Consider the following 21,668-nt stretch of genomic DNA (forward strand, 5'->3'; position numbering starts at 1 on the left):
CACCCACCCGCTCACGCGACGATGGCTGGGCTCACCGGAGCAGGGTGCGGGCCTGCTGCAGGTGATCGTCGAGGTCGCGGGCGGTGCCGATCGGGTTGACCACCGACCACACGATCCGGCCGTCGCGCCCGATCAGGAACGATCCGCGGACCGCGCAACCGCGGTCTTCGTGGAAGACGCCGTAGGACCGAGCGATCGCCCCATGGGGCCAGAAGTCGTTCAGCATCCAGAAGCTATAGCCCTCCTGCTCGGCGAAGACCCGCTGGCTGAACATCGCATCACAGGAGATGCTGACCGGCCGTACCCCGGCGGCCAGGAAATCGGCGGAAAGTTCCTCCAGCCGGCGCAACTCGCCGGTGCAGGTGCCGGTGAAGGCGAAGGGGTAGAAGACGACCAGGACGGCGGACTCGGCGAGCAGGTCGCTCAGGGAGACCTCGGTGCCGTGCTGGGTGCTGGAGGTGAAGTCGGGGGCCTCGGCCCCGACAGCGAGCTCGCCGCCCTGGATCACCGCCGGTCGCCCTTGGTCCGTACCAGTTTGCTGCCCGACCATTCCGGGCTCACCCCGACCGTGTTCGTCATCGCCAGTCCGGCGGTGAGCGCGGCCTCGGAGATGTCGGCGGGATCGACGTAACCATCGCGACCCACCTTGGGGGTGAGCAACCAGATCCGGCCGTCGTCGGCGAGATCGGTCAGGGCATCCATCAGTCCGTCGCCGACGTCGCCGTCCTCCTCGCGCCACCAGAGCACGACCACATCGACCGCATCCTCGGCCTCCTCGATCATTCCGGCGTCGATGGCGTCCTCGATCTGCACCCGCAGTGCGTCGTCGACGTCGGTGTCCCACCCGAGTTCCTGCACCGTCAGCCCCGGGCGCAGATCCTGCGCCGGGCCGGGAGCCTTACTGCCGTTTCCGCCCGAGGGCTGACCCGCGGACTTCTGCGACGTACCCACCTTCTCCTCCGATTTGTTCGTTGCGCCCCGACATGACTGTCGAAGGGCTGTTGACAAGCCAGATTGCCAGAGCCGGGGCCGACTGCCTACCCCGATGGCCGATGCGGACACTGAGAAGAACCTTTGAGCTGGTCCGCTTCGATGATTCGGCGGATCGGTGAGAGAATGGCTGGGCCAGCGGTGACATACCCCGTCACCCTCAAGGAACGCCACAGATCGGCGTCATCGCACGTACGCGTGAAGGAGCAACATGGCCAGGCCTGGAGACCGACCCGCCATCACGGCCGAGGGTACCGCCAGCCAACTGCCGGACATCGACCCCGAGGAGACCCGGGAATGGCTGGACTCGTTGGACGGTCTGCTGAAGGACCAGGGTGAGCATCGCGCCAGATTCATCATGCTGAAACTCCTCGACCATGCTCGGGAGAACCGGATCGGCCTGCCCGCCCTGCGGAGCTCGGACTACATCAACACCATCCCTCCGGAGAAGGAACCGTGGTTCCCCGGGGACGAACACGTCGAGCGCCGGATCCGCGCCTATATCCGCTGGAATGCCGCGATCATGGTCTCCAAGGCCAACCGCAAGGGCCTCGAGGTCGGCGGCCACATCGCCACCTACCAGAGCGCAGCCAGCCTCTACGAGGTCGGCTTCAACCACTTCTTCCGCGGCAAGGACCATCCCGGTGGCGGCGACCAGGTCTACTTCCAGGGCCACGCCTCCCCCGGCATCTACGCCCGCGCGTACCTCGAGGGACGGCTGAACGATTCTCAGCTCGACGCCTTCCGCCAGGAAGTGAGCCAGGGCCCGCACAAGGGTCTTTCCTCCTACCCGCACCCGCGGCTGATGCCGGAGTTCTGGGAGTTCCCGACCGTCTCCATGGGCCTGACCGGGATCAATTCGATCTACCAGGCCCGGTTCAACCGGTACATGCAGAACCGGGGCATCAAGGACACCTCCGACCAGCGCGTCTGGGCCTTCCTCGGTGACGGCGAGATGGCCGAGCCCGAATCGCTGGGTGCGATCAACTTCGCCGCCCAGCAGGGGCTGGACAACCTGACCTGGGTGATCAACTGCAACCTGCAGCAGTTGGACGGACCGGTCCGCGGCAACGGCAAGATCATCCAGGAGCTGGAGTCGATCTTCCTCGGTGCCGGCTGGAACGTGATCAAGGTGCTGTGGGGCGGCGGCTGGGACAAACTGCTGGCCAAGGACGCTGATGGCGCCCTGGTGAACAAGATGAACACCACCCCCGACGGTCAGTTCCAGACCTATTCGATCGAGACCGGCGACTACATCCGCAAGCACTTCTTCGACGACCCCCGGTTGGCGAAGATGGTCGCCGACATGTCGGACGAGGACCTGGTGAAGCTGCCTCGCGGTGGCCACGACTACCGCAAGGTGTTCGCCGCCTTCAAGCGCGCCACCGAGCATGTCGGCCAGCCGACGGTGATCCTGGCGCAGACGATCAAGGGCTGGACGATCGAGGCGCTGGAGGGCCGCAACGCGACCCACCAGATGAAGAAGCTGACCAGCAAGGACCTGAAGAGCTTCCGGGACCGGCTCTACCTCGACATCCCCGACTCCAACCTCGAGGACCCGTACAACCCGCCATACTTCCATCCCGGCGCCGAGGACGACGAGATCCAGTACATGCAGGAGCGCCGTCGGGCACTGGGCGGTTACCTGCCCAGCCGGAAGCCGAAGCCGACCACCATCGCGCTGCCCGGGGACAAGGCCTACAAGCCGCTGCTGGAACCGGCCGGTGAGCACAAGGTCGCCACCACCCAGGCCTTCGTCCGGTTGCTGCGCGATCTGATGCGGGACAAGGAGATCGGCAAGCGGATCGTGCCGATCGCGCCGGACGAGTTCCGTACCTTCGGTATGGACTCGATGTTCCCGACCGCGAAGATCTACTCCCCGCACGGGCAGAACTACGAGTCGGTGGACCGCAAGCTGCTGTTGTCGTGGAAGGAGTCGCCGTCGGGCCAGTTGCTCCACGAGGGCATCACCGAGGCCGGTGCGATGGGCTCGACCACCGCCGCCGGTACGGCCTATGCCACCCACGGCGAGCCGATGATCCCGTTCTACATCTTCTACTCGATGTTCGGGTTCCAGCGCACCGGCGACTCGATCTGGGCCATGGCCGACCAGCTCGGCCGCGGCTTCCTGATCGGCGCCACCGCGGGTCGGACCACCCTGACCGGTGAAGGGTTGCAGCACGCCGACGGTCATTCGCCGCTGCTGGCCTCCTCGAACACCGCGGTCGTCCACTACGATCCCGCATTCGCCTACGAGGTGGCGCACATCGTCAAGGACGGTCTGCGGCGGATGTACGACTACGGCTCGGAGGAGCACCCCGGCGGGGAGAACGTCATCTACTACCTGACGGTCTACAACGAGCCGGTCGCCCAGCCCGGTGAGCCGGAGAACCTCGATGTGGACGGCCTGTTGAAGGGCATCCACCGCGTCGCGGTGGCCCCCGAGGGTGGGGACGAGCGTCCGAAGGCACAGATCTTCGCCTCCGGTGTGTCCATGCCCGATGCCATGAAGGCGCAGAAGATCCTCGCCGATGATCATGGTGTGGCCGCCGATGTCTGGTCGGTCACCTCCTGGAACGAGTTGCGCCGCGACGCCTTGGAGGCCGATCAGTTCAACCGCGCCCACGGCTCGGAGGAACCGCGGGTGCCGTTCATCACCAAGGCGCTGGAAGGCGCCGAGGGTCCGGTGATCGCGGTCAGCGACTACATGCGGGCGGTGCAGGACCAGATCGAGCCCTGGGTTCCGAACCGGTTCCATTCGCTGGGCACCGACGGGTTCGGCTTCGCCGACACCCGCGCGGCAGCCCGTCGGTTCTTCAACACCGATGCCCCGTCGATCGTGGTCGGCACCCTGCAGGCGCTGGCGGCCGATGGCAAGTTCGATGCCGAACAGGCAGCGAAGGCCTACGACGCCTACCAGCTGGGCGATCCGACCGCCGTGGCCGATGTCGCCCAGGAGGGTGGCGATGCCTGACGGCGGACCCGCCTCGATCGTCGCCGGCTGAGCAGACCGGCGTGAACGATCAGCAGTTCAGTGCCCGGTTGGACGACCTCGTCTCCGACCGGGCACTGGTCTTCGGTGGACCGGCCGAGTTCGTCGGTGCCGCACAGGTCTCGCAGGTACGGCCGGTGCTGGAGCAGGTGGAGGCGGCGACCCGGGCAGGCCGCTGGGCGGTCGGCTGGGTCGCCTACGATGCGACCCCGGCGTTCCTGCCCGAGGTCTCCGGATTCCCCGAGCCCGATCCGGCACTGCCACCGGCCGGCTTCTGGATCACCGGCCCGCCACGGGTGACCTCGGCACTGTCCGGTCTGCCCGAGGGCCGGGCGGTCGCCGAGGACTGGGCCGGCCCGTGGTCACCGGCCGAGCACCGGCTGAAGGTGCAACAGGTACGACAGGCGATCGCCCGCGGCGAGACCTACCAGGCGAATCTGACCACCCGGCTGTCCGGTCGGCTCGACGGCGATCCGGCCGCCTGGTACCGGGACCTCGGCACCGCGCAGCGCGGGGCATTCCACGCCCTGTTCACCCACCGCGACGTGACGGTGGTCAGCGCCAGTCCGGAGCGGTTCTTCCGCTGGGACGACGACGGGTTGTTGTGCAGCCCGATGAAGGGTACGGCTGCCCGCGGCCCCACGCCCGCCGCCGATGCCCGTGCACGTGAGGCGTTGATCACCAGCGCCAAGGAGCGGGCGGAGAACGTGATGATCACCGATCTGTTGCGCAATGACCTGAGCCGGATCGCCCGGCTGGGCACGGTACGGGTGAGTGAGCTGCTGCGCGCCGAGCCGTACCCCACGGTCTGGCAGCTGGTCAGCGATGTGCGGGCCGAGCCCGCCGAGGGCGTCGGGCTGCCGGAGATCTTCGCTGCGCTGTTCCCCTGCGGCTCGATCACCGGCGCTCCGAAGATCTCCTCCACCGAGCTGCTGGCCGAATTGGAGGGCACCGCCCGCGGTCTGTACTGCGGCACGATCGGTTATGTCGCACCGCCCGGCTCCTCGGTCCGTGCCGAGTTCGGCATCGCGATCCGTACCGCCGTGGTTGATCGGCGAAGCGGCCGGGTCGACTACGGGGTGGGCGGCGGGATCACCTTCGACTCCCGGCCCGCGGACGAGCTTCGAGAGATTCAGGCCAAGGCGCGGGTGGTCACCGAACCGAGTGCGCCCTTCGCCCTGATCGAGACCCTCGGTCTTCGTCCGGTCGACGGGGCTGCGGAATTGATCAACTTCGAGGCACATCTACGGCGACTGGCCGACTCCGCGGCGTACTTCGGCTTCGCCCTGGACACCGCCTTGGTGCGCTCCCGGGTGGCCCGGGCCGTCAGCGGCCTGTCGGCTGCCCGGGTACGGATCGAGCTCGCCCGCGACGGAGCCGTCGAGGTGAGCACCGCGGGCCTGCCGCCGGATCCCGACCGGCCGCTGCGACTGGCCGTGGCGAGTGCCCACCCGGTCGACCCGGACCTGGTCTGGGTCCACCACAAGACCACCCGCCGCGACCACTGCCGCCGCGCTGCCGAGGCCCATCCCGAGGCCGATGAGGTGCTGTTGATCAACACCGAGGGCAGGATCACCGAGGCGACCACCGCGAATGTGATCGTCCTGGTCGATGGTGAGTGGCTGACCCCACCGAGCTCCGACGGGTGCCTGCCGGGTGTGGAGCGCGGACGGCTGCTGGCTGCCGGTCTGATCCGCGAGCGATCACTCACCCCCGAGGACCTGGCGTCGGCGGAACGGATCGAGTTGATCAACTCCCTGCGGGGCCGCCGGGTCGCGGTGCCGGCCGATCGATGAGCGGGCGGTCAGCGACGTCGCTTCTTCGCCGCTGCCCACTCGACCAGCTGCTCCACCGGCCAGGTGTCGATGATCATCTCCGGCTCGATCCCGGCGGCAGCGGCCCGCTGTGCCCCGTACTGGGAGAAGTCCAGCTGACCGGGGGCGTGGGCATCGGTGTCGATGGAGAACTTGCAGCCCATCTCCTGGGCCAGGGCGAGCAGTCTGCTCGGCGGGTCCCGGCGCTCGGGACGGCTGTTGATCTCCACCGCCACGTCGAACTGCAGGCAGGCGGCGAAGACGACCTCGGCGTCGAAGGTCGACTCCGGTCGCGTACCCCGTGATCCTTCGACCAGACGCCCGGTGCAGTGCCCCAGGATGTTGGTACGCGGGTTGGCGATCGCCGCCACCATCCGGTGGGTCATCGATTCGGAATCGATCCGCAGCTTCGAATGCACCGAGGCGACGACGATGTCGAGCTGGTCCAACAGCGCCGACTCCTGATCCAACCGGCCGTCGTCGAGGATGTCGACCTCGATCCCGCGCAGCACGGTGAACTCCCCGGCCAGTTCGGCGTTCAGGTCGTCGATCAGTCCGATCTGCTCCCGCAGGCGTTCGGCGCTCAACCCGTGGGCCACCTTCAACCGGGGCGAGTGGTCGGTGATCGCCAGGTACTCACGCCCCAGCCTGCGTGCGGTCTGCACCATCTCCGGCAGCGGGCTGCCCCCGTCGGACCAGGTGGTGTGGGTGTGCAGGTCACCACGCAGCACCGCCAGGATCTTCTCCCCACCCGTGGCCAGCGGTTCGGCACCGGCGGTGCGCCGGCCCTGCAGGTAGTCGGGTACGCCGCCGGCGGCCGCTTGGCTGATCACGGTGATCGTCTTCGGTCCCAGTCCGGGCAGGTCGGCCCACCGGTTGTCCGCCTCCCGCTCGGTACGTTCGGCCGCCGACAGCGCCTCCACGGTGTCGGCGGCCTTCCGGTACGCCTGCACCCGGTAGGTGTCCGAGCGCGATCGTTCCAGCCAGAAACCGATCTCTCGCAGTGCTGCCACGGGGTCCACCCGCTCAGGCTACGCGGCCCGCGGCGGTGACCCCCACAGCAACCTCGGAAGTTGAAAAGGGAACTATCTGCGTGGTGATCCGTTGGGACTCGTGACGGCAGCATCGCCGCCGCCGGACACCCACCCACGGCAAGAACCCGCGAGATGGAGACCCCCGTGCCGAACGAGAACCCGCAGCATGACGACGAGCAGAACAACGAGCCGACCCAGAAGGTGCCCGATGACGGCCGCTCTCCCGACAAACGCGGCGGGCGCCGCAAGGCGCTGCTGATCGGCATCCCGATCGCGTTGATCGTGCTGATCGCGGCGGCCGTACTGGTCCCCCGGATCTATGCCGATTCCCAGAACGCCGCAGCACCGGCACCACTGGAGTACACCCCGACCGCCGAGACCGGGTCCGAGGGTGCCGATGCCGATCCGGCCACCCTGGACGGCGAGTGGAGCGTCGGTGACGGTTCGGGGGCCGGATACCGGATCGAGGAGGTGCTGAACGGTGCCGATGTGACCGTCGTCGGTCGGACCGAGGAGGTCACCGGTGACGTCACCATCGCCGACGGCGAACTGAGCGCGGGCACCGTCGAGGTGGACGTCGCCTCCATCACCACCGACAGCGATCGACGCGACAGCTACTTCCGCGAGCAGGGGATGAACACCGAGGAATACCCGACCGCCACCTTCGAGATCACCGAGCCGGTGGCGCTCACCGGGGCCTCGAGCGAAGAACTGCAGGTGACCGGTGAACTGACCATGGCCGGACAGACCAAGGAACTGACCGGCACCTTCGAGCGGACCACCGATGGCGAGAACCAGGTGGTCACCGGAGCCCTGGACGTGACGCTGAGCGACTTCGGACTGGAGGCACCCGATCTCGGCTTCGTCACCGTCGAACCGGACGGGCAGGTCGAGTTCCTGCTGCAGCTGGCCCGCTGAGGTCAGCGATCGACGCGGACCCGCCGGATCCGCGGACGCGGCCGGTTCAGCAGCAGAACCAGGGCGATCAGCAGTGCGGCACCCATCAGCAGCACCAGGGTCGTCACAGTCATCTCGGCTCCGTTCGGCGAACTCCGGACCCATTATGCCCACCCGTGGGCCCGGATCGGAATGACCTGCTCCGAGGCATCGATGGCGAGCGCTAAGCTCGCCGTCATGCCGACCGATCCCGCGTCCTGGCCGTGGTGGCCGTCGACGCGTACCCGCAACGGCATCGTCAAGCGATTGCGCGGTCTCCGCGGACAGTTGGGTACGGCCGCCGCAGCCGAGATGGAGCACCGTCACGACTGGTTCGGCGACCTCGACGCCGAACACCGGTCCTGGATCGCGGTGGTGGCCCAGACCGGTATCGACGGGTTCATCACCTGGTTCGCCGACCCGAGCAGCGGACCGGTGGGGGCCGAGATCTTCCGGGCGGCACCGCAGTCGTTGACCCGGCAGGTGTCGCTGCACCAGACCGTGGAACTGGTCCGGACCACGATCGAGGTGGTGGAGACCAAGACCCAGGAGCTGATGCCCCGAGGCGACCGGCCGGTCCTCGGGCAGGCGATCATGGCCTTCAGCCGGGAGGTGGCCTTCGGTGCCGCCGAACTCTATGCCCGCGCCGCCGAGACCCGGGGCGCCTGGGATGCCCGGTTGGAGGCGCTGGTCGTCGACGCCGTGGTACGGGGAGAGGCCGACGACACGGTGCTGTCCCGCGCCTCCACCCTCGGCTGGCAGTGGCCCGATGCCGTGATGGTCGTCGTCGGCGGTGTCGGCGAGAGCGACCCCGATGGCGCGATCGAGGACATCCGCCGCCGGTCCGGACGGCTCGGCCTCGACCTGCTCGCCTCCACCCAGGGCGATCGCCTGGTGGTGGTGCTCGGTGGCGAGGCGATCGCCGACAACGAGTCCCGGCCCCGTGCGCTGAACTCGGTGCTGCCCGCCTTCGCCGACGGTCCGGTGGTGGTCGGGCCGGTGGTGGACCATCTGGTGGAGGCCTCCGCCAGCGCCCGCGCCGCCTTCTCCGGCCTCCGCGCCGTACCCGGTTGGCCGGGGGCACCACGGCCGGTCGAGTCCCGCGAACTCCTGCCCGAACGGGCACTCTCCGGTGACGGCCACGCCCGCCGCGCCCTGAATCACGAGGTCTACCGTCCGTTGCGCGATGCCGGGGGTGGGCTGCTGGAGACCTTGGAGGCATTCCTCAACCACAGTTCCTCGGTGGAGGGCGCGGCGCGGGACCTGTTCGTCCACCCGAACACCGTGCGTTACCGGTTGAAGCGGATCGCCGAGATCTGCGACTACTCCCCGACCGATCCGCGGGAGGCCTACTTCCTGCGACTGGCGCTGACCCTCGGTCGGCTGATGGACCATGCCTGACTCACCCGATCGTCTCGACGACGCGTTGGAACCCGGTGAACCGATCCGCCGCCGGGAGTTCGACGATCTCGCCGACACCCACCGCCCGGGACCGGAGAACCTGGATTTCGTCCCCCCGGTACGGGTCCCTGAACAGCATCCGAGCGCCCCGCAGGCCGAACCCGACCCGCCGACGGAACGTACCTGGAGCCCCCGCTGGGTGATGATCATCGCCGCGGTGAGCGTCGCCGCGGTCGTCTCGGCGGTGCTGTTCTTCACCAGCCCCTTCGCCGGTGGCGGCGGGGAAACCGAGCCCACACCGATCGCCTATGAGGTCCCGAGCGAACCGATCGAGGGCACCGTCGGGGAATCCCTGGCCTGGTACCAGCACACCGGACGCGGTGACGTGGAGGTGGTCGATGCCCGATGGGAGACCGAGGGCACGATGCCACCCAGCGAGGGCAACCAGTACCTGGTGCTGGAGCTGACGATCACCGCCACCGCCGGTGAGCTGCGAGTGAATCCGCTCTACGTCAGCGCCTACGACGCCGACGGCAACGAGGTCTTCCTGGCACCCTTCGGCGGTTTCCCGCCGGAGCTGAGCGAGCAGACCCTGGCCGCCGGCCAGAGCAGCACCGTCAACGCGGTCTTCGAACTGCCGCCGGAGCAGTCGCTGGTGATGTTCAGCGACGAACTGTTCAATCCCGTCCTGCTGATCGACATTCCCGCCCCGGAGTAGCGCCCGCCTTTGTGGGAATCCCACAAAATCCGCCGAGCAGATTCATCGACTCGCCTCCCCCACGGCGTCCCGCGGCCGGGCCATTGTGGAGGTGTGCTCGCGATCGTCGCGCCCGGCCAGGGCGCCCAGAAGCCCGGCTTCCTGACCCCGTGGTTGGCCGATCCCCGCTTCGCCGCCCGGCTGGACTGGTTGTCGGCGGTCAGCGGGCTCGATCTGCGTCACTTCGGCACGCAGGCCGATGAGGAGACCATCCGCGACACCGCGATCGCCCAGCCGTTGCTGGTCGCCGCCGGCCTGCTGAGCGCAGCCTCCTTGTTCCCGTACCCGGCCGATGCCTTCGACCGGATCGGTGTCGTCGCCGGTCACTCGGTGGGCGAGATCACCGCTGCCGCCGGCGTCGGTGTCCTCAGCGCAGAACAGGCCATGGTGCTGGTACGCGAGCGCGGCCGGGCGATGGCCCGGGCCAGCGCGGTCCGCCCCACCTCGATGGCCGCCGTCCTGCGGGGCGAACCCGAGGAGGTGCTGGCCGCCATCGAGGCCGCCGGGTTGACCGCAGCGAACAACAACGGCCGTGGCCAGGTGGTGGCCGCCGGTACGGTCGAGCAGCTCGACCGGCTGGCCGACAACCTGCCCCCGAAGGCGCGGCTCGTACCGCTGAGTGTCGCCGGCGCCTTCCACACCGCACACATGTCCCCGGCGGTGAAGCACCTGTCCGATCTCGCCCGCGCGGTCAGCACCCACGACCCGCGGGTACCGCTGCTGTCGAATGCCGACGGCCAGGTCGTCGGTCGTGGCAGCGAGGTGCTGGCCCGGATCGTCGGCCAGGTGGCCAACCCGGTGCGCTGGGACCTGTGCCTGGACACGATGGCCGATCTGGGGGTGACCGGTCTGTTGGAGGTCACACCCGCCGGCACCCTGACCGGACTGGCGAAGCGCAACCTGCCCGGGGTGGAGACCTTCGCCCTGAACACCCCCGACGAACTGGACGATGCCGCCACCTTCGTCCGCAACCATGCCGACGTCGATCCGGCCCGTACCGCGACCGCACCGGCCTGGCAACTCGTACTCTCCCCCGCCCGCGGCCAGTTCGAGCGCACCGAGGGGATCGAGACCGAGACCGTGCTCAGCGGCCTGACAACCCTCGGCACCGTGCAGGGCGCCGACGACCGGTTCACCATCAGCACCCCCGCCGGCGGCGCGGTCGGTGAGTGGCTGGTCGAGGACGGCGACCCGGTCGCCCCCGGCCAACCGTTGCTGCGACTGGACCCGTCCGGCCGCAGCTGACCCCCAACTGTCCGGGCCCGCGCCCGGCGCCGTCACCGACCGGTACGGCACACCCCCACCAACCCACCGAGGAGAATCCATGGCCACCACTGAAGAGATCCGCAGCCAGCTCGCCGAGATCGTCAACGAACTGCTCGAGGTTCCGGTGGAGGACGTCCAGCTCGACAAGTCCTTCATCGACGACCTGGATGCCGATTCGCTGGCGATGAACGAGATCATCTACGCCGCCGAGGACAAGTTCGGTGTCTCCATCCCCGACGAAGAGGCCAAGAACCTCAAGACCGTCGGCGACGCCGTGGCCTACATCGAGCGCAACCAGGGCTGATCCGCCCCGGCCCGGGCACCGGCGCTCTCGCGCCGCCCGGGCCTGCTTGCGTTCCCGAATCCCCTTCGCACCCACCTCGAGGACATCATGAGCCGTACCATCGTCGTCACCGGAATCGGAGCCACCAGCCCCCTGGGTGCCGATGCCCCCAGCACCTGGCAGGCCATGCTGAAAGGCACCTCCGGGGTACGGCCGATCGTCGCCGAGTGGGCCGAACAGCTCCCCACCCGCTTCGCCGGTCAGGTCGCCCAGGAACCGACCGAGGTGATCCCGCGGGTGCAGGCCCGTCGGATGGACCGGGCGAGCCAGTTGGCCACGGTCGCCGGACTGGAGGCCTGGGCCGATGCCGGGTACGGCCTGGACGAGGACAATCCGGTCGATCCCGAGCGTCTCGGTGTCGCCATCGCCACCGGCATCGGCGGTCTGCACTCGCTGCTGGAGAACTGGGACACTCTGCAGTCACGCGGTGTCCGCCGGGTCAGCCCCTTCGCCATCCCGATGCTGATGGCGAATGCACCGGCTGCTTCGGTGGGTCTGCGCCTGCGGGCCCGGGCCGGGGTGCACACCGCGGTCTCGGCCTGTGCCTCGAGTTCGGAGGCGATCGCCCAGGCGGTCGACATGATCCGCCTCGGTCGCGCCGATGTGGTCGTCGCCGGCGGCACCGAAGGTGTGGTGCACCCGTTGCCGCTGGCCGCCTTCGGCCAGATGCATGCCCTGTCCAAGCGCAATGACGAACCGGAGAAGGCATCCCGGCCGTGGGATGTCGATCGTGACGGATTCGTCCTCGGTGAAGGCGCTGCCGCACTGGTCCTGGAGACCCTGGAGAGCGCCCGGGCACGTGGGGCGAGGATCTATGCCACCGTCGAGGGTGCCGGGATCAGCAATGACGCCCATGACATGGTGCAGCCCGATCCGACCGGTGCCGGACAGGCCTCGGCCATGCGCCGGGCGCTGGCCGAGTCCGGGCTGTCGGCCACTGACATCCGGCACGTGAACGCGCACGCCACCTCCACCCCCCAGGGCGACCTGGCCGAGGCGAAGTCGATCCGCGAGGTGCTGGGCGATGCCGCCGACAATGCCGTGGTCACCGGTACGAAGTCGATGACCGGTCATCTGCTGGGTGCTGCCGGTGCGATCGAGGCGGTGGCGACGGTGCTGGCGCTGCGCGACCGTACCTCCCCGCCCACGATCAACATCGACACCATCGAACCGGACCTGACCATCGACGTCGCCACCGAGCCCCGCGATCTGGGCCCGGGCGATCTCGCCGCCCTGAGCAACTCCTTCGGTTTCGGCGGCTCGAACGTGACCGTCGCCTTCAGCAACGCCAACCAGACCGACTGACGACCGGCTGCCCGCCGACTGACGACCGGCTGCCCGCCGACTGACGACGGACTCGACCGGCTACCGGTCGCGCACTCTCTACCGCAAACTCCTCGGGAGCTGTGGCGACCTCCGCGGTAGTCCAGGTCGCCATAACTTCCGACAATTTGCGTGGAGGGGTGCGCCTCAGCCGACCTGATGCAGCCAGCGCACCGGGGTGTCGGCGCCGGCATGACGGAAGGGCTCGAGTTCCTCGTCCCAGGGGCGGCCCAGCAGCTCGTCCAACGAGGTCATGATCTCCTTGCGGCCCAGCGCATCGCAGACGACGGCGTGCTTGATCCGTTCCTCACTGATCAGCAGGTCGCCGTGTTGGCCGATGGTCCCGGAGAAGACGCCCAGCCGGGGGGTGTAGGCGTAGCGCACACCCTCGGCGCCGGCACTCGGCTCCTCGGTGACCTCGTAGCGGATCCGCTGCCAGCCCTTCAGGGTGCTGGCCAGTTGCGCTGCCGAACCGGTCGGCCCGGTCCAGGACAACTCGGCGCGATAGGTCGCGCGCTCCACCGGTTGGGCGATCCAGTCCAGTGAAACGGGCATGCCAAGGAGGCCTCCGACTGCCCACTCGATGTGGGGACACAGCGCCGAAGGCGTTGAGTGGATGTAGAGCACTCCACGGGTGTCGTTCACGGTTCCTCCTGCGGGCTTGAGGTGTGCCTTCCCCAGCAGCCTGAAGTCTCCGCACGGATGAACCGGTTCCCATTGTGCAGCATCGCGGCTGCACACACCAGACAGTTGCTCAGCCGTAGTCGCGGGCGCCGAAGATCGCCGTCCCGATCCGGATCACCGTCGCCCCGTGAGCGATCGCCGCGGCCCAGTCCCCCGACATCCCCATCGACAGTTCGTCGAACGACCCCGGGGCGCCGAGGTCGCGCAACTGCGACTGCAGCCGCTGCATGATCGCGAAGCTCGCGTCGATGCGTACCCGGTCGTCGGTGTTCGCCCCGATGGTCATCAGACCGACTACGTTCAAGGAGTCGAACGGCGCCAGCGAGCCGACGAAGGGGGCGACCTCGGCCGGCGGCAGCCCGAACTTCGACTCCTCGCCGGAGGCGTTGACCTGGACGAACACATCGAGTCCTCGGCCCAGCGCCTGCAACCGCCGGTCCAGGGTCTCGGCCAGCCTGAGCGAGTCCAGGGCATGGAACTCCGCGGCATGTTCGGCAACGATCCTGGCCTTGTTCGTCTGCAGGTGGCCGATCGCGGCCCATCGCAGCCCGTCCAGATCGGCCAGTTCCCCGGCCTTGGCAGCCAGTTCCTGCGGCTTGTTCTCCCCGAAGGTCCGTTCCCCGGCGGCATGGGCGGCGCGGATGGCCGCTGCCGGATGGGTCTTCGAGACCGGCAGCAGGCGTACCGTCGACGGATCCCGGCCGACGCCGGTGCAGGCCTCGTCGATCTGCGCCCGCACCGTCCGCAACCGGTCGGCGATGTCACTCATGGCCAGCTCATCCTCTCGCACTCACACACAACGGAATCGCACACACCGAATCACACACACCGAATCACACACAACGGATCTGCCCGCAGGCTAGGGCCAGCGGGCGGCCAGCGACACCACGCCCACCGCCGACAACAGCGCCAGGAGCAACCCGATCCCGGCATAGCGGTTGGTCACCTCGACATCGACCAGCTCGTACCCCACCGAGGAGGAGATGTTCTCGTACACCTCCGACAGCTGCTCGGCCGAGGCCGCGCGGTAGGCGTTGCCGCCGGTGATCTCGGCGATGGTCTCCAACTCGTCGTAGGCCACCGGTACGTGCTCGCGGCGGCCCTCGATCTCGACGTAACCCTCCTCGGTGCCGTAGGCGATCGTGTACACCGGCACACCTCGGTCCTTCGCCGACTGGGCGGCCGCGGCCGAGGGTGTGCCCACCGTGGTGGAGCCGTCGGAGAGCAGGACGATCCGGGCGGGCAACTCCTCGTTCGGGTCGTCCCCCGCCGGCACCTGCAGCAGCGCATCCAGGGAGGACAGGATGCCGTCGCCGATCGCGGTCGCCGGCATCAGCGTCAGGTTGTCCACCGCGGCCAGGGCCTGGCCCCGGTCCGGGGTCGGGGGTACGAGGATCTGCGCGGTGCCGCCGAAGGCGACCACCCCGACGTTGTAGCCCTCGGGCAGGGAGTTGATGAAGTCCGTCGCCCCCGCCTGGGCCGCGGCCAGCCGGTTCGGCTGGACGTCATCGGCCTCCATCGACAGCGAGATGTCGATCGCCACCACGATCGTGGCGCGTTCCCGGGGCACCTCCACCTCCTGCTTCGGCCGGGCATAGGCGACGATCAGCGCGGTCAGACTGGCCAGGGCGAGGATCACGGCCAGATGCCGTTTCCAGTTCGACTCCCGCTGCACCATCTGCTGCACGGCCTGCCAGGACGACGCGGAGTCGTTGCGCAGCCGGTTCAACACGACGTAGAGGACGGCCAGGCCGGGGATCAGCAGCAGCCACCACAGCCGTTCGGGGTTGAGGAACTCGATCCAGTCGGTCATGAGGGCCACCTCGCGCTCAACGAGATCGTGCTCAAGGCGGCGAGCAGGGCGAACACCGCGGCGTACATCGCGTACCGCGCCGTCACATCCCGCTGGACCAGCTCGTAACCGATCTCGGTGCTGAGTTGTTCGTAGACATCGGCGAGCTGCTCGGCCGATCCGGCCTCCAACGCCTCGCCACCGGTCGCCTCGGCGACCTCGCGCAGCTCGGCATCCTCGACCGGTACGGGTTCGCGCTGCCCGTCGAGTTCGACGTAACCGTTGGCGGTGCCGTAGGCGATCGTGTAGATCGGCACCTCATCGGCCTTCGCCTGCTGGGCCGCCTGGATGCCCGGGCGCCCTTCGGTGGAGCCGCCGTCGCTGAGGATCACGATCGCCCCCGGAGGCGGTTCGCCGTTGTCGGCTGCCGGTGCCTGGCCGAGCGCGTTCAGGGCGACGATGATCGACTCGCCCAGGGCGGTGGCATCGCGCAGTTCCAGCCGGTCGATCGCATTGTTCACCGAGGCGTGGTTCGTGGTCGGCGGTACGACCACACTGGGGTTGCCCGACAGGGTCACCAGGGACACGTTGTAGGTCTCGGGGATGGTGCCGACGAAGTCGATCGCGGCCGTCTTCGCGGCATCGATCCGGCTCGGTTCGACATCGGTCGCGGCCATCGACTGGGAGACGTCGAGGACGACCACCACGGTCGCCCGCTCCACCCGTTCGCGGTCCAGGCCGATCGGTTTGGCCCAGGCGACCGCCATCAGGACCAGGCTCAACAACGCCATCGCGACGGCCAGGTGCCGTCGCCACCGCGAGGCGCCGGGCATCGCGATCTGCAGCAGCGCGGTGTTGGAGAACCGCATGCCCTTACGGTTGCGGCGCCTCGACAACAAGATGTAGGCGCCGGCGAGCAGCGGGATCACCAGCAGCACCAGCAGCCGCTGGGGGAACTCCAGGCTCTCGGGGATGATGCTCTGCCACAGGTTCATCGCGCCACCCCGCGCGGTGGTGCGTGCAGCATGCTGGCGACCTTGCGGTAGGAGAGGACGAAGCGGGAGATGTCGGCCACCCAGTCCGAATCGGTCCGCAGCTGGATGTGCCCGGCGCCGGCGCGACGCAGCGCCACCCGGATCCGTTCGCGCTGGGCGCGGGCGACGGCGTTCACCCGTGCGCGGGCCGCGGCATCGGAGGTGTTCACATAGCGTTCGAAGGCGGTCTCAGGGTCCCGGATGAGGACCTCGCCGACATTCGGGAATTCCAGCTCGCGGGGGTCGACCACCTCGATCGCCAGCACCTGCTGGTGGGTCGCCATCGTCCGCAGCGGACGCTCCCACTCCGGGGGTACGTCGGCACTGAGCTCGGTGTCGCCGGCGGTCTGGAAGTCGGAGACGATCACCCGTACCCCGCGTCGCCGCTCGGTCCGGTTCAGGTTCTCGATCGCCTCGGCCAGGCTGGTCCGAGCCGGTGTCCGGTCGGGCACGATCGGGTCGGTCAGCATCCGCCGGAGCAGGCCGTAGAGCGCGGTCCGCCCGGCCCGCGCGGGCAGCCGTCGAAGACCGTCGGGGCGCAGGATGACCCCGCCGAACCGGTCCCCCACCCGCTGGCCGAGGAACCCGATGGTGGCGATCGCGGCGATCCCCAGGTCACGTTTGGTGACCCCGGCGGTGCCCCAGTTCATCTTCGGGAAGGCATCCAGCAGCGCCCAGATCTCCAGTTCCCGGTCGGCGATCGTGTCCCGCACATGCGGGTTGGTGGTACGCGCGGTGACCGCCCAGTCCATCCGCCGGACATCGTCCTGCCCGGGCTGGTAGACCCGGGCGTCGTTGTTCTCCGAACCGGCCCCGGGCAGCAGGCCCAGGTGGTCACCGTGCAGGAATCCGTCCAGACGCCGGGCGATGGTCAGTTCCAGACGCCGCAGCGCCGCCTCGGGTGAGAGCTGGCTGAGCGGGATCGTGGCAGCCCTGGGTACCTCGACGACCGAACGGAGCGCAGCCGTCGGGTCCCGCTGGTCGCGGGGTGCCATCGATCAGCTCCGGGGGAACTGGCCGGGACCGGGTTGTCCGGGGGCCGGGTAGCCGGCCGGGGGCGGGAAGTTCGGCGGCTGCTGCCCGGACTGCTGCTGCGGTGCCTGGTGGGCGTGCGGTTGCGGCGCCTGCGGCGCGGGCTGCTGCGGTGCCTGCTCACCCTGCCAGACCGGGGTCGGCGCCGGCACCATCGCCAGGACCCGCTCCACCACCTGGGTGGGCTCGATGTTGTCGGCGACGGCGTCGAAACCGAGCACCAGCCGGTGCGCCATCACGTCCTTGGCGACGGCCTGCACATCGGTCGGCAGGACGTAGTCGCGGCCGTGGATCAGCGCCAGGGCACGGGAGGCAGCGACCAACCCGAGGGTGGCCCGGGGGCTGCAGCCGATCTGGATCACCGACTCCAGGTCGGGCATGTCGAACTCGGCGGGGGTACGGGTGGCCAGCACCAGGCGCACGATGTACTCGGCGACCAGATTGTGCACGTACACATCCGAGGCCATGGTCTGCAGTTGCCGGACCATCGCCGGGTTCAGCACATTCGTCGCCTCCGGCGGGCTGACGCTCATCCGGCGGAGGATCTCGAACTCCTCGTTGCCGCGCGGGTACGGTACGTCGACCTTCAGCAGGAACCGGTCGCGCTGGGCCTCGGGCAGCGGGTAGACACCTTCGGACTCGACCGGGTTCTGGGTGGCGATGACGATGAACGGATCCGGGGTCTTGTGCGTCTGGCCGCCGAGCGAGACCTGCTTCTCCGCCATCAGCTCCAGCATCGCCGACTGCACCTTGGCCGGTGCCCGGTTGATCTCGTCGGCCAGCACGAAGTTCACGAAGATGGGGCCGAGCTCGACCTGGAAGGACTCCGACTTCGCCGAGTAGATCCGCGTACCGACGATGTCGGAGGGCACCAGGTCGGGGGTGAACTGGATCCGGGCGAAACTGCCCCCGACGACGGTGGCGAAGCTGCGTACCGCCAGGGTCTTGGCCACACCCGGTACGCCCTCGAGCAGACAGTGGCCCTTGGCCAGCAACGCCACCATCAGCTGTTCGACCATGTGCTCCTGGCCGACGATGACCTGCTGCACCTGCTGGATCGACCTGCCGAGCAGTTCGGCCGCCTCGGCAGTCGTCAGGTCGTCGCTGCGCGCCTGGTCGGGCTGGGTTGCACTGCTCACTAACACTCCTGTGCCTGGTCGGATCCGATCACTCGGATGGTCACTGGTTCAGTCGGGTCACCGGCGGTCGCGCGGCGCCCCGCACACGATACCCGCCACCCGGTCAGTGAACCCGCCGACGGCTGAGCTGGCGCTGTGTCTGTGGTGTGAATCATCGCGATATCCCCGCCTGGACCGCTTCGGCACGGTGCGGGGAGGCGGTCCGCCCCGAACTCGTGGTGGAATGTCCCTGATGTCTGGACCCGAACTGTTCCCACTGGCTGCCAGTGACCCGCCGCGGATCGGCGGCTACTGGCTCGACGCCAGGGTCGCGGCCCGTGAGTCCGGCGTCGGTTTCCTGGCCCACAGCACGGTTCCCCGCGAGGACGGCCGCTCCGATGTGATCCTGGTCCAGCTGAACGAGGGCGCCTCCCGCGATGCAGCGGCCCGGGACCGGTTCGCCGGCCTGGTGAACGCTCAGCCGATCGACGACGTGATCGCCCGCGGCGGACAGGGCCAGGACGCTGGCAGGTTGGCCCGCAAATTCGTCGAGGAGTCCGCCGACACCCCGGCCGGGGCGACCCCGTTGCCCGCAGCCCCGTGGGTGGCGCTGGCCGCCGACGGCACCGATCGCCCCGCCGTCTTCGCCGATGAGCTGCTGCGGGAGGTCCAACTGGCCGACGTCGCCCCGCAGGGGTCACCGAGTGGGCCCGATTACGAACTGCCGTGGATCCGACGGGTGGCGCCGGGGTTGACTCGAATCTGGCCGCTGCCGTGGCCGGGAAGGTTCGATCGTGCCGGTTGGGGGACGATCCTGGTCAGTTGGCTGTTGACCTTGTTGATCGCCGCACTGGGGGTGTTCATCGCCACGTTGATCTTCCGCAACGAACCGCCGCAGCAACCTCCGCCGCCGATTCCCACCTCCGGGTCGGGTGAACCGCAGTCGGGCAGCCCGGAGTCGGCCGATCCGAGCGATTCCAGCGCCAGTCCCAGTGAGGATCCGAGCTCGTCCGGTGAGCCCAGTGAGGAGCCCTCGGAATCGGGTTCGGCTTCGCCGACGCCGGGTGAGGAGAGCAGCCAGCCCGGCGGTCCGACCACGAGATCGCGGTTGTGAGCACTGTGGGCGGTGGTCAGGTGCCACGATTGATCGCCAGTGACCTGGACGGGACGTTCCTCTCCCCCGACGGCAGCATCTCGGAGGTGAACGCCCGCGCGGTGGAGCTCGCGCGGGCGGCGGGGATCCACTTCGTCTTCGCCACCGGTCGGCCGCCGCGCTGGCTGGATGTGCTGAACACCCTGCCGGCCGACGAACGCCGGGTGATCTGTTCCAACGGTGCGCTGGTCTTCGACCTGAGCAGCCAGGAGTTCCTGATCTCCCACCCGATCCCGGTCGACGAACTGCAGCGCACGATCGCCGTGATCCGGGAGCTGGCCCCGCAGGTGGCCTTCGCCGTGGAGCAGGGGTTCTCGGTCGGGGTGGAGGACCATTTCATCCGGGACCTGCGGGCAGCCGAACGGATCCGCCGGGTCACCGTCGCGCCGGCCGAACGGTTGATCGAGTCGGGGCCGGTGCTGAAGTTGCTGGCCCAGCATCCGACGATCACCTCCGATGAGTTCCACACCCTGGTCGAGGGGGCGTTGGCCGAGCTGGTGACCGTCACCCATTCCTCCTTCGGCCGGCGTGGACTGTTGGAGATCAGCGCCCTCGGCGTCAGCAAGGCCAGCACCCTGGCCGAGTACAGCCGCCGGCTGGGTATCGCACCGGCCGAGGTGGCCGCCTTCGGCGACATGCCGAACGATGCGCAGATGCTGGCCTGGGCCGGGCACCCCCATGTGATGGAGCATGCCCACCACAGCCTGGAGACGCTGGACGCCACCCGGATCGGCAGCAATGCCGACTCCGCGGTCGGCCGGGCGATCCTGGCCTGGCTGGGTGAGCGGTGAGCGAACGCGGGAAACGGCTGGCCATGGCCATCCTCTGGTGGTTGCCACCGGCGGTGGTGGCCTGTCTGGTCGGCGCGGTGGGGTTGCAGATCGGTTCGATCATCCCGTGGGATCCGTTCGCCCTCGATCTCGGCATCTACCGGCGGGCGGGTGTGGATCTGCTCGCGGGACGCGACTTCTACCTGACTCCGCAGGAGAGCTGGCCGTTCATCTATCCGCCCTTCGCCGCACTGCTGGCCGTACCCCTGGCGTGGATGAGCTGGACGGTGACGACGATCGTCTGGCCGGCGTTGAATGCGGCGCTGCTGATGGCGATCGGATACCGATTCGGGATCAAGGGCTGGCGGTTGTGCCTGTTGATCACCCTTGCGGTGGTGGTCGTGGAACCGATCCGGATCACTTTGGCGTTCGGCCAGATCAACATCGTGCTGATGGCTCTGGTGGTGCTGGATTCGTTGCCGGGCAAACGTTTGCTGGGTGAGCGTCGCTGGCTGCCGGAGGGATGGCTGACCGGCCTGGCGGCGGCGATCAAGCTGACACCGGGGATCTTCGCGGTCTACCAGCTCGGTGTCCGGCGCTGGCGGGTCGCGGCGGTCACGGTGGGGACCTTCCTGCTCAGCGTGGTGATCGGTTTCCTTGCGCTGCCGGCGGCGTCGGTGGAGTTCTGGACCCGGTTGGCCGGCGGGGATTCGGGGATCAACGAGGGGTTGTTCCACTACACGAACCAGTCGGTGGTCGGGAATGCGGTACGCCTGTTCGGCGACGGCGCGGAGACCGCAGCACTGCCGTTCACCGCGCTGGCCGGATTGATCGGACTGGTCGCCGCGGTGGCCTGGCACCGGCTGGGGCAGGTGTCGCTGGCGCTGTCCCTGGTCGGATTCGCCGCCCTGGTGGCCTCCCCGATCTCCTGGTCGCACCACTATGTGTGGGTGCTCCCGCTCGGCCTGGTGCTGTTCCGCAGCCGACGCGAACTCCCCCGACTGGTGTTGGTGACCGGGATTCTCCTGGTCGCCTATGTGACCTTCGCCCCGTTCAACGCCCTGCCGTACGCGCAGGAGGAGACCTGGGGTATCGGTTACCGGTTGCTGAACACTGCCGGCCTGCTGCTGGCGCTGACCTTCATGATCAGCTGCCTTCTGGTCGGGGTACGCAAGCTCCGGGACAGGACTGCGGTTTCGGATGTCGCGGTGAGCAGCGGTTAGACTCAG

At 68.8% G+C, this 21,668-nt stretch carries 20 protein-coding genes; 11 read left to right on the forward strand and 9 right to left on the reverse strand.

Features of this window, described 5'->3' with window-relative positions; all coding sequences use genetic code 11:
• Window positions 1-31: 31 nt before the first annotated feature.
• Both CLV29_RS07080 and CLV29_RS07085 read right to left on the reverse strand, forming a co-directional pair.
• Window positions 32-508 (reverse strand): peroxiredoxin, encoded by a 477-nt coding sequence (locus tag CLV29_RS07080; RefSeq protein ID WP_243831778.1) that lies wholly within the window; start codon window positions 506-508, stop codon window positions 32-34.
• Complete coding sequence (locus CLV29_RS07085; RefSeq protein WP_133754244.1) at window positions 505-951, reverse strand: DUF3052 domain-containing protein; 447 nt, start codon at window positions 949-951, stop codon at window positions 505-507. The genes CLV29_RS07080 and CLV29_RS07085 overlap by 4 nt, the downstream gene beginning before the upstream one ends.
• Before the next feature lie 250 nt (window positions 952-1,201).
• Here CLV29_RS07085 and aceE point away from each other — a divergent pair, with 250 nt between their 5' ends.
• Window positions 1,202-3,964, forward strand: a complete 2,763-nt coding sequence (gene aceE / locus CLV29_RS07090; RefSeq protein WP_133754245.1) for a pyruvate dehydrogenase (acetyl-transferring), homodimeric type — start codon at window positions 1,202-1,204, stop codon at window positions 3,962-3,964.
• A 41-nt stretch (window positions 3,965-4,005) separates the two neighbouring features.
• Window positions 4,006-5,778, forward strand: a complete 1,773-nt coding sequence (locus CLV29_RS07095; RefSeq protein ID WP_133754246.1) for a chorismate-binding protein — start codon at window positions 4,006-4,008, stop codon at window positions 5,776-5,778.
• A gap of 8 nt (window positions 5,779-5,786) precedes the next feature.
• Here the strand turns inward: CLV29_RS07095 and CLV29_RS07100 are convergent, their stop codons facing one another.
• Window positions 5,787-6,818 carry a PHP domain-containing protein gene (locus CLV29_RS07100; protein ID WP_133754247.1) on the reverse strand — a complete coding sequence of 344 codons (1,032 nt, stop codon included), beginning with the start codon at window positions 6,816-6,818 and terminating at the stop codon, window positions 5,787-5,789.
• Between the two features lie 144 nt (window positions 6,819-6,962).
• Here CLV29_RS07100 and CLV29_RS07105 point away from each other — a divergent pair, with 144 nt between their 5' ends.
• The 6 genes from CLV29_RS07105 to CLV29_RS07130 all read left to right on the forward strand — a co-directional run bounded on the left by CLV29_RS07105 (window position 6,963) and on the right by CLV29_RS07130 (window position 12,838).
• Window positions 6,963-7,748 carry a YceI family protein gene (locus CLV29_RS07105; protein WP_133754248.1) on the forward strand — a complete coding sequence of 262 codons (786 nt, stop codon included), beginning with the start codon at window positions 6,963-6,965 and terminating at the stop codon, window positions 7,746-7,748.
• A gap of 306 nt (window positions 7,749-8,054) precedes the next feature.
• Window positions 8,055-9,167 carry a PucR family transcriptional regulator gene (locus tag CLV29_RS07110; RefSeq protein WP_424991532.1) on the forward strand — a complete coding sequence of 371 codons (1,113 nt, stop codon included), beginning with the start codon at window positions 8,055-8,057 and terminating at the stop codon, window positions 9,165-9,167.
• The gene (locus CLV29_RS07115; RefSeq protein ID WP_133754250.1) at window positions 9,160-9,885 is read left to right on the forward strand and encodes a DUF4352 domain-containing protein; all 726 of its coding nucleotides are present in this window, start codon (window positions 9,160-9,162) and stop codon (window positions 9,883-9,885) included. The genes CLV29_RS07110 and CLV29_RS07115 overlap by 8 nt, the downstream gene beginning before the upstream one ends.
• A gap of 93 nt (window positions 9,886-9,978) precedes the next feature.
• Complete coding sequence (locus CLV29_RS07120; protein ID WP_133754251.1) at window positions 9,979-11,169, forward strand: ACP S-malonyltransferase; 1,191 nt, start codon at window positions 9,979-9,981, stop codon at window positions 11,167-11,169.
• A 79-nt stretch (window positions 11,170-11,248) separates the two neighbouring features.
• Window positions 11,249-11,494 (forward strand): acyl carrier protein, encoded by a 246-nt coding sequence (locus CLV29_RS07125; RefSeq protein ID WP_133754252.1) that lies wholly within the window; start codon window positions 11,249-11,251, stop codon window positions 11,492-11,494.
• A gap of 87 nt (window positions 11,495-11,581) precedes the next feature.
• Complete coding sequence (locus CLV29_RS07130; protein WP_133754253.1) at window positions 11,582-12,838, forward strand: beta-ketoacyl-[acyl-carrier-protein] synthase family protein; 1,257 nt, start codon at window positions 11,582-11,584, stop codon at window positions 12,836-12,838.
• A 165-nt stretch (window positions 12,839-13,003) separates the two neighbouring features.
• Here CLV29_RS07130 and CLV29_RS07135 read toward each other — a convergent pair whose 3' ends face one another.
• The 6 genes from CLV29_RS07135 to CLV29_RS07160 all read right to left on the reverse strand — a co-directional run bounded on the left by CLV29_RS07135 (window position 13,004) and on the right by CLV29_RS07160 (window position 18,543).
• On the reverse strand, window positions 13,004-13,501 hold the full coding sequence (locus CLV29_RS07135) for a DUF3145 domain-containing protein (RefSeq protein ID WP_133754254.1): 498 nt from the start codon (window positions 13,499-13,501) through the stop codon (window positions 13,004-13,006).
• 109 nt (window positions 13,502-13,610) lie between these two features.
• The gene (locus tag CLV29_RS07140; RefSeq protein ID WP_133754255.1) at window positions 13,611-14,309 is read right to left on the reverse strand and encodes a YggS family pyridoxal phosphate-dependent enzyme; all 699 of its coding nucleotides are present in this window, start codon (window positions 14,307-14,309) and stop codon (window positions 13,611-13,613) included.
• Between the two features lie 90 nt (window positions 14,310-14,399).
• Window positions 14,400-15,353, reverse strand: a complete 954-nt coding sequence (locus CLV29_RS07145; protein ID WP_133754256.1) for a VWA domain-containing protein — start codon at window positions 15,351-15,353, stop codon at window positions 14,400-14,402.
• Window positions 15,350-16,327, reverse strand: a complete 978-nt coding sequence (locus tag CLV29_RS07150; protein ID WP_133754257.1) for a VWA domain-containing protein — start codon at window positions 16,325-16,327, stop codon at window positions 15,350-15,352. Before CLV29_RS07150 ends, CLV29_RS07145 begins: the two co-directional genes overlap by 4 nt.
• Window positions 16,324-17,361 carry a DUF58 domain-containing protein gene (locus tag CLV29_RS07155; RefSeq protein ID WP_133754258.1) on the reverse strand — a complete coding sequence of 346 codons (1,038 nt, stop codon included), beginning with the start codon at window positions 17,359-17,361 and terminating at the stop codon, window positions 16,324-16,326. The genes CLV29_RS07150 and CLV29_RS07155 overlap by 4 nt, the downstream gene beginning before the upstream one ends.
• Before the next feature lie 3 nt (window positions 17,362-17,364).
• Window positions 17,365-18,543: an AAA family ATPase gene (locus CLV29_RS07160; protein WP_133754259.1), complete on the reverse strand. Its 1,179-nt coding sequence runs from the start codon at window positions 18,541-18,543 to the stop codon at window positions 17,365-17,367.
• Between the two features lie 226 nt (window positions 18,544-18,769).
• Between CLV29_RS07160 and CLV29_RS07165 the strand changes: the two genes are divergently transcribed.
• The 3 genes from CLV29_RS07165 to CLV29_RS07175 are packed head-to-tail and all read left to right on the forward strand — an operon-like array spanning window position 18,770 to window position 21,662.
• Window positions 18,770-19,630 carry a hypothetical protein gene (locus tag CLV29_RS07165; protein WP_133754260.1) on the forward strand — a complete coding sequence of 287 codons (861 nt, stop codon included), beginning with the start codon at window positions 18,770-18,772 and terminating at the stop codon, window positions 19,628-19,630.
• Window positions 19,627-20,460, forward strand: a complete 834-nt coding sequence (locus CLV29_RS07170) for an HAD family hydrolase (RefSeq protein WP_166649162.1) — start codon at window positions 19,627-19,629, stop codon at window positions 20,458-20,460. The genes CLV29_RS07165 and CLV29_RS07170 overlap by 4 nt, the downstream gene beginning before the upstream one ends.
• The gene (locus CLV29_RS07175; RefSeq protein WP_133754262.1) at window positions 20,457-21,662 is read left to right on the forward strand and encodes a glycosyltransferase 87 family protein; all 1,206 of its coding nucleotides are present in this window, start codon (window positions 20,457-20,459) and stop codon (window positions 21,660-21,662) included. The genes CLV29_RS07170 and CLV29_RS07175 overlap by 4 nt, the downstream gene beginning before the upstream one ends.
• Window positions 21,663-21,668 lie beyond the last annotated feature (6 nt).

This window comes from Naumannella halotolerans, from assembly GCF_004364645.1.
GTDB lineage: Bacteria > Actinomycetota > Actinomycetes > Propionibacteriales > Propionibacteriaceae > Naumannella > Naumannella halotolerans.